The organism is Blautia sp. HA3515 (assembly GCF_059933065.1).
This window is the reverse complement of record NZ_JAYFUY010000026.1, coordinates 19,595-33,809: the sequence shown is the minus strand read 5'-3', so window position 1 is coordinate 33,809 and position 14,215 is coordinate 19,595. Positions and strand designations below refer to the sequence as shown.

The following is a 14,215-nucleotide window of genomic DNA, read 5'->3' as shown; positions in this document are numbered from 1 at the left end:
ATTATTGATACCATTTTCACACAAAATGATGTGGCAGAAGAAAGAAAAGATGATCTGGCACTGTTCCTGGAATGCTACTATAAAGCCTGTGAAGATATTATGGCAAATGAAGATGAGAGAAAAGAAGTTGCTATGCAATGGTATGCTGACGAAGGAATTACATATAGTGATTCAGATATGAGTACGGAAGTTGCAGTAAAAGTATTACTTTACACGTGAAACTGTAGATACAGATGATGAAATCCGTTAGGCGCATTTATGCTGAATATTGGAAAATTCTATGTAGATCAGGAAATGCTCACAGATGACGATATTAAAAATGTAGAAAACAGCATTGATAAATCTTTTATTGAAACAGTGAAAAGCAGAAATGCAGAATCCTGATAGGAAATGAAAAATCACTTGTGGGACGATTTTAATTCAATAGAATTGAAAATCAGTCCCACAAGTGATTTAAGAGAAAATATGGAGGGTAAAAATGAAACAAAAGAATAAAATGAAATATTTTTGCATTTCCGTTGTCTCAGTTTGTACAGTAATTCTAATCTGGTTTCTGTGTATCAATGTATTTCATATGAAATCAGAAACAGTATTTCCGGGACCGGTAAAAGTTTTCAATACGTTCTTAGATAAGCTGCATACGAAAGCTCCTGATGGAGCAACCTTGCCGGCCGCATCTTGCTGGTCCAGTATTAAAGTTGCCTTGTTAGGATATGCATTGGGCGCACTCGTAGGGGTACCGCTTGGTATAGCAATGGCATGGAATAAATGGGTAGACAGATTTGTAAGACCATTGTTTGACCTGGTTCGTCCGATTCCCGGACTGGCATGGATTCCAATGTTTATTTTATTGTTCGGTATTGGAATTACATCAAAAGCATTGGTTATCTTTCTGGGTGCATTGATTGCCTGTATTGTAAACAGCTACACAGGAATACGTCAGACAAAAGAGAACACACTTGTGGGCGGGAGATGTTTTCGGAGCATCCAGACAGTCAGAAGCTTTTTAAAATCGCAATTCCAACTGCACTTCCAATGATTTTTACAGGACTTCGTGTAGCTCTGGGAACATCCTGGACAGCGTTGGTTGCAGCTGAACTCCTTGCATCCACAAAAGGACTTGGTTATATGATCCAGCAGGCAAGGGCAATTTCCAGACCGGATATCATCATTGTTGGAATGCTGGCTATTGGCGCAGTAGGAGCAATATTTGATGCGTTGCTTCATCTGGTGGAAATTCATGTTGCGAAAGGAATGAATGCAAAATGACAAATGGAAAAAAACTATCTGAAAAATCAATAGGTGCTGTCTGTGCAGTGGTATCCATAGGAGCATTTATCATTTTATGGTACTGGGGGACACAGGCTACACAGCTTGGATTACTCATTCCTGGACCTTTTGATGTATTGAAGGCTGTTGGCGCAGGCATTGTGGGAAAAGTTGGACGCCATAGTATTCTGGCACATGCAGGATACAGTCTGTTACGAGTAATGATTGGATTTATAGTTGGTTCGTTAGTTGGTGTGGCACTTGGACTTTTGATGGGATGGTATCGGATTGCAGAAGCGATTTTTAATCCATTATTCAGAATTATCCGTCCTATGCCCTCCTATTGCATGGATCCCGATTTCTATTATTTGGTTTGGACTTGGCGAAGATGCAAAAATCTTTTTGATTTTTCTGCATCATTTTCTAATACAACGTTGAACTCTATGGCGGCGACAAGTGTTGATCCGGAAATTGTCAATGCAGCAAGAATGCTTGGCGCAAGTGAACGTAAAATCTTTACTACCATCGTGCTTCCTGCTTCAGTGCCAAATATTTTTGCAGGATTACAAGTTGCTATTTCAAGCAGCTGGGCAACTGTACTAGCTGCAGAGATGGTAAGGTCTTCAGAAGGACTTGGATGGATGATCGTAGCCGGAATGAATAACAATGATATGATACAGATTCTTTCAGGAATCGTGATGATCGGTGTTGTTGGTTATATTCTGGCGATTATAATGCGAAGGGCGGAGGATGTATTATGCCGATGGAACAAGAGCGGAAAATAAATCACAATATTATTGTAGAATGTAAAGATGTGAGCAAGACTTTTATCACTCCGGAGGGCGAACATCCGGTAGTTCGAAATTTTGATTTAGAAGCAAAAGAAAACGAATTTCTGGTTCTTTTTGGACCTGGACAGTGTGGCAAGACGACAATCATTAATATGATTGCAGGATTTGAGAAAAGCAACAGCTGGCAGTATGAAATTTATGGGAAAAGAAATTACCAAGCCAGATCCCTCCAGGGGAGTTGTGTTTCAGTCAACTGCATTATTTCCCTGGATGACCACAATGGGAAATGTAGAATATGGATTGAAAATGGCAGGAGTTCCAAAAGCAGAGAGACAGAAACGTGCACAGAAATATATTGATCTTGTGGGGCTGAGCGGATTTGAAAAGTCTTTCCCGGTACAGTTGTCAGGAGGTATGCGGCAGCGAGTAGGTATTGCCCGTGCTTATTGTAATGAACCAAAGCTAATGCTTATGGATGAGCCATTCGGAGCACTGGATGCGCAGACAAGATATCTTATGCAGGAGGAACTGCAGAGAATTTGGGAAGCTGAAAAACGAACCGTTATTTTTGTTACAAACAATATTGAGGAAGCTCTTTACCTGGCAGATAGAATCCTGGTGCTTACAAATTGCCCAGCGACTGTTAAAAGAGAATATAAGATTGATCTGCCAAGACCGAGAAATCTGGTTTCCCCGGAATTCCTGGCTCTCCGCAAAGAGATTACCAGCATTCTGGACAGCACATTATAGGGAGATGGTATCCAATGAGTGAAAAAAAGACGAAAGTAAAAGTAAATCATCTGACAAAGAAATTTGGAGACCTGCTTGTATTAAATGATATGTCGTTTGATGTTGAGGACGGAGATCTTTTGTGTGTAGTTGGTCCTACCGGCTGTGGAAAAACAACATTCCTGAACAGTCTTACAAAGATCTATGATATCACAGATGGAGAAATTCTTCTAAATGGAGAACAGGTAGATCCGAAAAAGCAGAATATTGCATATATCTTTCAGGGAGATTCCACCATGCCATGGCTTACTGTAGAGGAAAATGTGCGCTTTGGTCTTGATATAAAGAAAATCCCTGAAGCAAGAAAAAAGGAACAGGTAGACAAATATCTGGAAATCGTAGGTCTTTCAAAATACAGAAAATATTATCCGAAACAGCTTTCTGCAAGTATGCTTCAAAGAGTAAGTATTGCAAGGGCATTTGCAACAGAACCGGAACTTCTTTTGATGGATGAACCATATGGACAGTTGGATATTGAGCTTCGGTTTAAACTGGAAGATGAACTGGTAAAACTGTGGCAGATGACAGGGACGACGGTTTTGTTTATTACCCATAATATTGAAGAGGCGGTTTATTTAGGAAATAAGATCATGGTTCTTACTGAACAAACCGACTACAGTAAAGAAAACACTGATAAATGAACTTCCAAGGCCCAGAGATATTGCAGCACCGGAGTTTGTTAAACTTAGAAATGAAGTTACTGAATTAATTAAATGGTGGTAGAGAGGTGAACCTATGAGGGCAATTACTGTTATGTATGATTCTCTGAACAGAAAATACCTTCCGAATTATGGAGATAATCTGTCGATCATGCCGAATTTTCGCCGACTGGCGAAAAAAACAGTTACATTTGATAATTTTTATGTTGGAAGTCTTCCCTGCATTCCTGCACGGAGAGAACTTCACACAGGAAGATACAATTTTTTACATAGATGTTGGGGACCGTTGGAACCTTTTGACGATTCTATTGCGTCCATACTGGGAAAAAACGGAATATATACTCATTGCGTGACGGATCATGCACATTATTGGCAGGAAGGCGGAAGTACTTATCATACCAAGTTTGCATCATGTGAGATGATAAGAGGCCAGGAAGGTGATTTCTGGAAGGGAGAAGTAAAAGGATTTAAAGAAAATATAGATCTTCATCGCCAGGATGAAATAAACAGAAAATATATGCAAGGAGAAAACCATCCGCATGTGAAAACGTGTCAGGCAGGACTTGAATTTCTCGAAAGCAATTATCAGGAAGATAACTGGTATTTACATATTGAATATTTTGATCCACACGAACCGTATTTCGTGCCGGATAAGTACAAAAAGATGTATACAGATAAAGAGCAGCCCTTTGACTGGCCCTTCTATGGAGAGGTAAATGAAGGTTCAGAAGAAGTAAGTGAAGCAAGAACTAATTATCGGGCAGTTCTTTCTATGATAGATGAGCATTTTGGTAAGATTCTGGATTTTATGGATGAACATGATATGTGGAAAGATACCATGTTGATCGTAAATACTGATCATGGATATATGCTTGGGGAACATGGCTTTTTTGGAAAAAATTATATGCCTAATTATGACCAGATTGTCCATACACCATTCTTTATCTGGAATCCTGCCATTGGCTGTGCTGGAGAAAGACGTTCACAGCTTTGTCAGACAATTGATATTGCACCAACGATCCTGGATTATTTTCGGAATTAAGCCAACACCTGATATGAGAGGTAAGTCACTTTTCCCCGTTTTAAAAGATGAAAAGTCAATTCATGATTACATTTTGTTTGGCTATTTTGGAAAGCATGTCAATATTACAGATGGAAGATATGTATATATGCGTGCAGGACGCAAAGAGAATAACAGTCTAAATAATTATACAATTGTGCCATTGCATATGTTTGAACCATTTTCTGTAGAGGAACTGCAGAATACGGATGTTGAAATGGTGAAAGACTTTGGGTTTACAAAGGGAATACCGGTTATGAAGATTCCGACATCAGGTGCAACGTCTCCCAATAATTCGTGTTATCAGTATGAAGAACACATGAAATACGGTGATCTGTTGTTTGACCTGAAGAATGACCCAGATCAGAATACATCTATTATGGATACAGTAGTAGAAGATAAAATGATACAGGCTATGAAAGGGCTTTTGGAAGAAAATGAAGCACCACAGGAATTGTATGATCGTATAGGGCTGAATATGAATTAGAACAAGGACTTTTTAATAATTTACTATTTTATGAACTGGGAGGATGATACTATGGCGCAGGAGAAGCCATTGAATATTGTCTGGTTTTGTACAGATCAGCAAAGATGGGATACGATTGGGTGTCTGGGTAATCCATATATTAAGACACCGAATATTGATAAATTTGTCAGTGAAGGTGTTACATTCACAAGGGCATATACACAGGCACCTGTGTGTGTACACCTAGCCGTTCATGCTTTCTGACAGGACGTTATCCGAGAACAACAAAAGCTTTTTACAATGGAAATGATAATCATTCAAAGGACGAAAAGCTGGTTACAAAGCTTCTTGCAGATGAAGGGTATGTTTGTGGTTTGTCAGGCAAATTACATCTCACATCCGCACAGGGCAGGATGGAGAACAGAACTGACGATGGATATACATATGTGCAGTGGAGTGAGCATCCAAATGATGACTGGCTGCATGGGGAAAATTGTTACCAGAACTGGCTGAAGGAGAAAGGCCTGAAATGGGCAGATATCTATGGTGGTAAATATACAAGCATGGCAACATGGCCGCCAACTCCGAACCCCAATTTTACCTGGAAGACAGTAGGAGTTCCGGCTGAATATCATCAGACAACCTGGTGTGTGGAAAAAGCAATCGAATTTATTGAAGAGAACAGAGGCAAGGACAGACCCTGGCTGATAAGCCTGAACCCATATGATCCACATCCACCGCTGGACCCACCACAGGAATACAAAGATAAATTGAAAGTAGAAGACATGCCGCTGCCACTTTGGAAAGAGGGTGAATTGGGAAAATAAGCCGCCCCATCAGCAAAGGGATTTTTACATTGGTGGTCAGGAGGGACAGGCAGAGCCGTTTCCGGAGCTGACAGATTATGAAGAGAGAACATTTCCGCGATTACTATGCAGAAATAGAGCTTGTAGACGATCAATTTGGCCGATTAATGGATTATCTGGATAAGATCGGAGAAAGAGAGAATACAGTAGTGATCTATATGAGTGATCATGGCGAGATGAATGGTGATCATGGTTTATATTGGAAGGGTGCATATTTTTATGAAGCACTTACACATGTGCCCCTGATTATATCCTGTCCGTCACGGATCCTTCAGAATGTAAAATCAAATGCGCTTGTGGAACTGGTAGATCTAGCCCCCACACTGATGGAACTTGCAGGTTATGAGGTGCCGTATTTTATGCAAGGAAAGAGTCTGGTACCGATTCTGGTAACTGGAACTGCGGACAAAGATCATCATAAGGATTCTGTTTATTCTGAATTCTATCACTGTCTGAAGGGAACACATGAAGATATTTATGCTACAATGTATTTTGATGGAAGGTACAAGATAGTGAATTACCATGGGAAGGAATTCGGGGAATTGTACGATCTGGAGAATGATCCATGTGAATTTGATAATCTCTGGAATAAAGAATCCTATCAGGTATTGAAGCATGAGCTGATCAAAAAGAATTTTGACAGTGCAATTATGAAAAATATGGATTTTTCCATGCATTTGATAAACGAATATTAAAAGGAAAAGGAATAGACAAATGCCACCAGTCAGCATTTTGATGAAACCAGCATCTGGAAACTGCAATATGTTATGTGAATACTGTTTTTACTGTGATGAACAAAAAAACAGAACGCAGAAATCCTATGGGATGATGGAAGAAAAGACGGCTCGAAATATTATTCGCAAAGCACTTGCATATGCAGAAGGCGGCTGTGCGATTGCATTTCAGGGCGGAGAGCCAACACTAAGAGGAATTGATTTCTATTATAAAGTAGCAGAGTATGTGGAAAAATATAATAAAAAGAAGATTCCTGTTACTTATGCATTTCAAACAAATGGGACAAATATTAACGAAGAATGGTGTAGACTCTTTAAAAGCTGTGGATTTCTTGTTGGAATTTCACTGGATGGGATATGGAAGACCCATAATTGTTACCGTCATGCCCAAAATGGAAAAGAAACCTTTGACAGAATCCTTGAAACATGCAAAATGCTGAAACAGTATGACGTGCCTTTCAATATTCTTACAGTTGTACATGATCAGACAGCACAATATTTGAATGAAATATATAGCTTTTATAGCAAAAAAGGATTTGATTATCAACAGTACATACCATGCATCGATCCATTGCAGCAGGAAAAAGGAAAAATGCATTATTCGTTGAATCCAGCAGAATATGGAAAGTTTTTGATCCGTTTATTTGAAAAATGGAATGAAGATATTCGTACAGGCAGATCGATTTATATCAGGCAGTTCGACAATTATATAGGTATTCTTAAAGGATATGAACCGGAGGCCTGTGATCAGAGAGGCTGCTGTGGGATTCAGTACGTGATCGAAGCAGATGGAAGCGTATACCCATGTGATTTTTATATGATGGATGAGTACTGTCTTGGAAATGCCAATACGGATACTTTTGGAGAGATGGATGAAAACAGGAAAAAAATCCGTTTTCAGGAAGAATCTCTGAAAATTTCCCAGACATGTAAAAATTGCAGATACCTGAAGCTATGCAGGGGCGGTTGCCAGAGAAACAGAAACAAACTGCCAGATGGTACCTGGGAAAATTATTTCTGTGAAGGATATCGTTTATTTTTTGATACTTGTTATGATAAAATGGTTGAAATTGCACAGGATTTTTGACGGATGCCTGATTACCAACAGAAGCTTTTCTGTGCTTAATAAATCTCCTGCTTGCAGGAACAACTGCTACACAGTTTAAACAGCTGCGCATCACATTCTGATTACTTTGGTGAGGGGTGAGAGGAGTGGGATGCGCAATTTTTATAAAATAAACAGAACCTATATTTACTAAAATGCTTATATGTGGCACAATATGATTTGCAGGAAAAATGCTGAAAGCATTCATGAATTAACGTTTTTTATCAGGCCAAAGGAGTGGACTATGGAAGAAAAATCAAAAGATAAAGGTTATATATTGCGAAAATTGTTTTTCGCCTGTTTATATTTAAGCACATTTACATTTGGCGGCGGTTATGTGATTGTGACTTTACTAAAAGAGAAATTTGTGGATCATTACCATTGGATCGATGAAGAGGAAATGCTGGATCTGGTAGCCATCGCACAGTCTTCGCCAGGAGCCATTGCGGTGAATGGAGCGATCGTAGTTGGGTACAAGCTTGCAGGCATACCAGGAGTGCTGGTCTCAACTCTGGGGGCCATTATACCGCCCATGGTGATTTTATCCTTAATTTCGGTATTTTATAATGCGTTTTGCTCTAATTATTATATTGCTGCATTATTAAAAGGAATGACTGCAGGTGTTGGTGCAGTGATCATGTCAGTTGTGTATGACATGGGGAAGAATGTTGTAAAATCAAAGGACTGGATAAATATCCTGATCATGGCTGTCAGTTTTTGCTGCAGTTACTTCCTTAACATTAATATTATTTTCATTATATTAGCAACGATCGTATTTGGAATTGTCCGCACGGTAATAAAGGAGAGAAAAGAAAAATGATCTATCTTCAGCTTTTTTTTAGTTTTCTTCAGGTTGGAGCGTTAAGCTTCGGCGGTGGATACGCAGCAATGCCGCTGATACAGGAACAGGTGGTGAATTTGCATGGATGGTTATCTATGAATGCCTTTACCGATCTGGTAACAATTGCAGAAATGACACCTGGCCCGATTGCAGTAAACGCAGCTACCTTTGTAGGTATGCAGATTATCGGACCACTAGGAGCTGTGGTTGCAACACTTGGCTGTATTCTTCCATCCTGTGTGATAGTGACTTTATTGGCACATCTTTATACAAAATATCAAAATGTATCTGTGTTTCAGGGAACCTTGGCTTCTCTTCGCCCGGCAGTTGTAGCTATGATTGCGAAAGCGGGAGTGACCATCCTGATTTCTTCTTTTTTTGTCAACGGAACGATACAGCTTATAAGACAAAATATATGTGTACGGATGATGGTGTTTTTTGGAATCGCATTGGTGCTGTTACGGAAGTTTAAGGTAAATCCTATATTAGTCATGGTGTTGTGCGGAGTAGCAAATGTGGCTTTTTCTATGATTGCAGGTGTGTGAACAAGCTGCCATAAACAAAAGGAAGGATATGAGGAAGGAAGTGTATGAGATGAAGGTTCTGGAAATTATTATGCCTGTGCTGGTTATGATCCTGCTTGGCATCTGGTGCAGAAAGAAGAATGTATTAACACAAAGCGGTATTGACAACATAAAAAGTCTGGTTACAAATATTATGCTGCCTGTGGCTATTTTCCATGCGCTGGCAACAGCAGAGTATACGGGAAAAATCGGTATGCTGGTAGGAATCATGTTTGTGATGCTGCTGATTTCTTTTTCGGTTGGATTTTTACTGAAACCATTATTGGAAGAGCCATATAAAAAATATCTGCCCTACATGGTCTGTGTATACGAAGGGGGAATGATGGCCTATCCACTATATACCAGTTTGTGCGGCAGTGAACATCTTTCCCAGATTGCTGTATTGGATATTGCAGGACTGCTGTTTGGCTTCAGTGTATATATGGGAATGCTGGGACAGACTGAAAATGGAGGAAAGATTAGTGCAAAGGCACTGTTTTTCAGTGCGGTAAAAACTCCTGCATTTGTAGCCAGTGTTTTGGGAATTGCAGCCGGATTAACTGGGATCATTTCAAGGCTTGTTGAAAGCTCTTTTGGAGGTGTTTATCTTAGCGTTGAAAATATTCTTACCACTTCTGTAACTTCCATGATCCTTCTTGTGGTAGGGTACAGTATGGAGCTGACCCGAGAACTGATCAGACCATGTATAAAGACAATCGTACTTCGCGTTTGCGTCCAGGCGGTGATGATGGCAGGGGTTCTTCTTGCTGTCCATTTTCTTATAGGAAGTTCACAGCTTATGGATCTGGCAATCATTCTGTATATGTCTGCACCAGCTACTTTCAGTATGCAGACATTCCTGAAGAAAAAAGAAAGCAGTGCATATGTATCTACTACAAATTCCTTGTACTGTATTGTGTCAATTCTGGTATATATGGTGCTGGCGTTGATTATTTATTAGAGAAAAAATGCTAAATTACAGATTAGGTTAACTGGAATCGTGTGTTTCACTTTCGTTATTTTGGTAGTGTGAAACTAGTATTTGAATGAATGATTATATTTTGAATAATTGAGAATTGTGTTGTACCAAACTAGATTGTATCATCTCAATCCTGTAAACAATAATAAAAAGATGAAAGCCTTTTGGGCAAGAGATTTCACACAGTAAATGTCATTAGTTCAGGGGTTTGCATAAAATATTGTGCGAAATGACGAAAACGATTTGTACTTACACAACAAGTAAAAAAAAATGCACAATATTCTTGACAAAACAAAAATGAAAGAATATAATGTGATCAAGATATGGTAGCGGTACCAATAAAAGAGAAGGAGAGAAGGTGATAAGTTGAATATTAGTGATATTGCTGTGAAAGCAGGTGTGTCTGTCAGTACTGTTTCACGAGTGATTAATAATAGTCCTAATGTAAATGCTGATACAAGAAGCCGAATTCTTCAAGTTATGGAAGAAACAGGATATGTTCCTAGCAGTATAGCAAGAAATATGATGTCTAAAACTAATCGTTCGATTGGCCTTTTTATAACCGATATTTTAAATCCTTTTTTTAATGAAATTATTAAAGGAGTTGAAAATGTAGTAAATGCTGAAGGCTATTCACTTTTGATATATGCAATTGGAAATTCTGTGCAAAAAGAAGAAGAAAGTCTTGAAAAACTAATTCGTGATAGGGCATGTGGATTGATTGTAACTAAGCTTGCCGCATGCATAGCGAAAAACTTCTGAAACGTGCCAAGAAATACTTTGATATAGTTTCAATTCAATCAAATTTGGATAATGTTGATAAGATTGGTGTCACCGATGAAAAAGGAACAAGTGATATGATTCGTTATTTGATCGGTCTAGGCCATTCTCAAATTGCTATGATAGGATATAATGAAACACTTCCTACTTCTGATGCAAGATTTTTAGGATTTGAAAAGGCGATGGATAATGCAAAATTACCGATAGGCGATGATCAAATAATAAGAGTTGAGCCAGGAGAAGGAAATTGTTATAAAGTGATGTTAGAATTATTGCGAAGACGGAACCGTCCTACCGCTGTTCATTGCTTAAATGAATATATTGCATCAGAAGTATACATGGCCATTAAGGATGTCGGATTATCTATTCCTCAGGATATTTCACTAACTGGATTTGACGATTTATTTGTTTCAAAATTAATGGAGCCCAGGTTAACTACAGTTTCACAGCCTGTTCGGCGTATGGGAGAAGTGGCAGCAAAGCGTGTAATAAGAAGACATCAATATCCAGATGAGGAAATTCAAAATATTATATTTCCGACAGAATTAATTATTCGAGATTCAGCTACAGTTCCTTGCGTTATGAAGTAGTAGATACTACATATGATATATCATAGGGAATTTATACCCTAAATTGGTACCGCTACCATTGAGGCGATTTATAATTTATAATTTAATAAGTAAGTAGGAGGATAAGCTTATGAATGCTTGGCAACAAAATAGCCCCTTAGGAGGGTTACCGTTTGTGAAAAATGCTCGATCCAGAAGAGAATCAAGTTATGATCGAACTGGAGGAAACAGAGATTTTGTAGTAGTGCCGCCTAAAGAAACAAAAGTGATAGCAGATATTCGAGGGGCAGGAATAATCAAACATATTTGGATTACGACACGCTGTTATGAACCTCAATATCTTCGGAAAATTATTATAGAAATGTATTGGGATGATGAAAAAAATCCTAGTGTAAGAGCACCTTTAGGTGATTTTTTTGGAATAGGTCATGCAACATGCCGTCATTTTGTTTCATTGCCTATTAATATGGTGTTTACAAAGCATAGGGGACCAGCGGGACCATTTGCTGCGGCAATGAATTGTTATTTCCCAATGCCTTTTGCCAAGGGCGCGCGTATTCAAATTATTAATGAATGTAGTCTGCCTATTGAGAATTTGTTTTATATGATTGATTATGAGTTGATTCAAGAAACTCCGCCAGAAGACATGGGACGTTTCCATGCAACATGGAATAGTGCATTTCCATGTAAGAAAATAGTACCGGAAAAACATGAACCAGAAGGGCCTTGGGATTTACCAGGAGTGAATGTAACGGGAAAAGATAATTATGTAATATTAGAGGCTGAGGGCAAAGGGCAATATGTAGGATGTGTTTTGAATATTGATAATCATGATGTAGGAGAACAGATATACACTTGGCCAGGAGAAGGAGATGATATGATTTTTATAGATGGAGAAATATGGCCTCCTTCTATGCATGGAACAGGAACAGAAGATTATTTTTGTGCAGCATGGGGATTCCCCAGTGGAGAATATGATGCACCTTATCATGGAATATCACTTGGAAGTGATTCTCAGGAGCACTTTGGAAAGTGGAGTTTATATCGTTTTCACATAGAAGATCCAGTTCATTTTGACAAGTCTATTAGAGTAACGATTGAGCATGGACATGCTAATGATCAAGGAAATGATTATTCTAGTGTTGCATATTGGTATCAGATTGAGCCACATGCACCGCTTCCGGACTTACCGAAGGTGGAAAAAAGACTTACTCGTAGATGGCCTGAACATGGACTTTGGTGGCGGTAATCCAAGAACCGATTTGAAATATAATAGAATAGAAAGAGATAAAGGATTCAAAAGAAACTTTATTTAACGTAAGCCTATATAAAATAAAAATTAGAGGTGATATTTATGCAGAAAAAAATAATTTGTACAATGATAACTACGGCGCTGGTAATGAGTCTGTTTACAGGTTGTGGGACAAAAGAATCTGGAAGCAATACCAATACAGCAAATAAGGATGACTATATAACTGTTTTGGTGCAGGGAGGAAGCCCTGCATTTGAGGCAACGCAGAAAACAGCAGATGCTTTTAAGGAACAGACAGGCTATGAGGTAAGAGTGGAATCGGTACCATATACAGGAGTGTATGATAAATTGAAGGCAGATATTACAGCATCCACAGGTGCGTATGATGTTGCTACAATTGATATTCTTTGGATGGCTGAATTTGCTCAGGGATTATTGCCAATTGATGATTTAATGACTGATGAAGTGGTAAATGATTTAATGCCTGGAATGCTGGCTGGTGGTCAGATTGATGATGTCAATTACGGAATGCCTGTTTGGACAAACTGTAAGATACTTATGTACAGAACAGATCTCTTTGAAGATCCAGATGAAATGGCCGCTTTTAAGGCAGAGTATGGATATGAGTTAGCACCACCTACTACATGGCAGGAATATCGTGATGCTGCAAAATTCTTTACTAGAGATACTAATGGTGATGGAGAAACTGATTTGTATGGTACTGGTATTTTTGGAAAGACAGATGGAGATACAGCGTGCTGTTGGCTTGAGGAATCAGTACAGGCAGGTGCTAAACCTGTTGTATTAGGCGATGATGGAGAAGTATTAGTTAACCAGAAACCATATGTAGATGCGTTAACATTTCTTAGTGATATAGTGAATGAAGATAAATCTTGTCCTCCAGGAGCTATGGAAATGGCATCGGGTGAAGTATCAGAGATGTTTTATCAAGGAAATTTAGCAATGATGCTTAATTGGGGACATTTCTATCTTGCAGCAAATAATCCGGAAAAATCAAAAGTTGCAGGTAAAGTAGCAACTGCACCTCATCTTTCTGGAAGTGCAGGAGTAGGAGCGATTCCAGGACCTTGGTATCAGGTAATACCAGAATCTTCTAAGAAACAAGAGATTGCAAAAGAATATGTAAAATTTATGTATGATAATAATGAATTGATTATGCAAAATTTAGGAACCGCAGCTAGAAAATCTTTATTTGAAGAATATGGAAAGAAAGAAGGATATGAGTTCCTAGCTGATATTCAGGCAACTTTAGAGGGACCGGCAACGCAGAATAGAGCACCAATTGTTGAATGGAATTTAATTGAAACAGAGGCTTTGGTTCCTGCTATACAGCAGGCGCTGCTGAAAGAGAAAACTCCGCAAGAGGCATTGGATGATGCAGCAGAAATGATTAAAGATCTTCTAAATTAAGTGTTAAATTAAAGTTTCCGGCTGATATATTCAGCCGGAAACGAATAAATATTTGTGGAAT

General features: G+C 38.7%; 17 protein-coding genes and 3 pseudogenes. All 20 read left to right on the top strand.

The window, feature by feature from the left end:
* Positions 1-219, top strand: a pseudogene (locus tag R1Y93_RS01455) (ABC transporter substrate-binding protein); the annotation flags it as partial.
* 39 nt (positions 220-258) lie between these two features.
* On the top strand, positions 259-384 hold the full coding sequence (locus R1Y93_RS01450) for a hypothetical protein (protein WP_500821363.1): 126 nt from the start codon (positions 259-261) through the stop codon (positions 382-384).
* A gap of 334 nt (positions 385-718) precedes the next feature.
* Complete coding sequence (locus tag R1Y93_RS01445; protein ID WP_500821362.1) at positions 719-1,039, top strand: ABC transporter permease; 321 nt, start codon at positions 719-721, stop codon at positions 1,037-1,039.
* Positions 1,036-1,269: an ABC transporter permease gene (locus tag R1Y93_RS01440; protein ID WP_500821360.1), complete on the top strand. Its 234-nt coding sequence runs from the start codon at positions 1,036-1,038 to the stop codon at positions 1,267-1,269. Before R1Y93_RS01445 ends, R1Y93_RS01440 begins: the two co-directional genes overlap by 4 nt.
* Positions 1,266-2,054, top strand: coding sequence for an ABC transporter permease (locus tag R1Y93_RS01435; RefSeq protein ID WP_500821359.1), 789 nt, complete (start codon positions 1,266-1,268; stop codon positions 2,052-2,054). The genes R1Y93_RS01440 and R1Y93_RS01435 overlap by 4 nt, the downstream gene beginning before the upstream one ends.
* Positions 2,033-2,810 (top strand): annotated as a pseudogene (locus R1Y93_RS01430) (ABC transporter ATP-binding protein). The gene R1Y93_RS01435 and the pseudogene R1Y93_RS01430 overlap by 22 nt, the downstream one beginning before the upstream one ends.
* A gap of 14 nt (positions 2,811-2,824) precedes the next feature.
* Positions 2,825-3,572: pseudogene (locus tag R1Y93_RS01425) on the top strand (ABC transporter ATP-binding protein).
* A 12-nt stretch (positions 3,573-3,584) separates the two neighbouring features.
* Entirely contained in the window at positions 3,585-4,550 is a 966-nt protein-coding gene (locus R1Y93_RS01420; RefSeq protein ID WP_500821358.1) for a sulfatase, read from the top strand.
* Positions 4,551-4,677: 127 nt separating this feature from the next.
* Positions 4,678-5,055, top strand: coding sequence for a hypothetical protein (locus R1Y93_RS01415; protein ID WP_500821357.1), 378 nt, complete (start codon positions 4,678-4,680; stop codon positions 5,053-5,055).
* 51 nt (positions 5,056-5,106) lie between these two features.
* Positions 5,107-5,298, top strand: coding sequence for a sulfatase-like hydrolase/transferase (locus tag R1Y93_RS01410; RefSeq protein WP_500821356.1), 192 nt, complete (start codon positions 5,107-5,109; stop codon positions 5,296-5,298).
* Positions 5,268-5,861 (top strand): sulfatase-like hydrolase/transferase, encoded by a 594-nt coding sequence (locus R1Y93_RS01405; protein WP_500821355.1) that lies wholly within the window; start codon positions 5,268-5,270, stop codon positions 5,859-5,861. Before R1Y93_RS01410 ends, R1Y93_RS01405 begins: the two co-directional genes overlap by 31 nt.
* Positions 5,862-5,938: 77 nt before the next feature.
* Positions 5,939-6,595 carry a sulfatase family protein gene (locus R1Y93_RS01400; RefSeq protein WP_500821354.1) on the top strand — a complete coding sequence of 219 codons (657 nt, stop codon included), beginning with the start codon at positions 5,939-5,941 and terminating at the stop codon, positions 6,593-6,595.
* 19 nt (positions 6,596-6,614) lie between these two features.
* Complete coding sequence (locus R1Y93_RS01395; protein WP_500821353.1) at positions 6,615-7,721, top strand: anaerobic sulfatase maturase; 1,107 nt, start codon at positions 6,615-6,617, stop codon at positions 7,719-7,721.
* Between the two features lie 262 nt (positions 7,722-7,983).
* Complete coding sequence (locus R1Y93_RS01390) at positions 7,984-8,559, top strand: chromate transporter (RefSeq protein WP_158420741.1); 576 nt, start codon at positions 7,984-7,986, stop codon at positions 8,557-8,559.
* Positions 8,556-9,125, top strand: a complete 570-nt coding sequence (locus tag R1Y93_RS01385; RefSeq protein WP_500821352.1) for a chromate transporter — start codon at positions 8,556-8,558, stop codon at positions 9,123-9,125. The genes R1Y93_RS01390 and R1Y93_RS01385 overlap by 4 nt, the downstream gene beginning before the upstream one ends.
* A gap of 49 nt (positions 9,126-9,174) precedes the next feature.
* On the top strand, positions 9,175-10,104 hold the full coding sequence (locus R1Y93_RS01380) for an AEC family transporter (protein ID WP_500821351.1): 930 nt from the start codon (positions 9,175-9,177) through the stop codon (positions 10,102-10,104).
* A 384-nt stretch (positions 10,105-10,488) separates the two neighbouring features.
* Positions 10,489-10,884: a LacI family DNA-binding transcriptional regulator gene (locus R1Y93_RS01375; protein ID WP_500821350.1), complete on the top strand. Its 396-nt coding sequence runs from the start codon at positions 10,489-10,491 to the stop codon at positions 10,882-10,884.
* A complete protein-coding gene (locus R1Y93_RS01370) occupies positions 10,863-11,492 on the top strand; it encodes a substrate-binding domain-containing protein (RefSeq protein WP_500821349.1) in 630 nt (209 codons plus the stop codon). The genes R1Y93_RS01375 and R1Y93_RS01370 overlap by 22 nt, the downstream gene beginning before the upstream one ends.
* Before the next feature lie 109 nt (positions 11,493-11,601).
* Positions 11,602-12,720 (top strand): glycoside hydrolase family 172 protein, encoded by a 1,119-nt coding sequence (locus R1Y93_RS01365; protein ID WP_500821348.1) that lies wholly within the window; start codon positions 11,602-11,604, stop codon positions 12,718-12,720.
* A gap of 105 nt (positions 12,721-12,825) precedes the next feature.
* On the top strand, positions 12,826-14,154 hold the full coding sequence (locus tag R1Y93_RS01360; RefSeq protein ID WP_500821347.1) for an ABC transporter substrate-binding protein: 1,329 nt from the start codon (positions 12,826-12,828) through the stop codon (positions 14,152-14,154).
* The last annotated feature ends 61 nt before the right edge of the window (positions 14,155-14,215 follow it).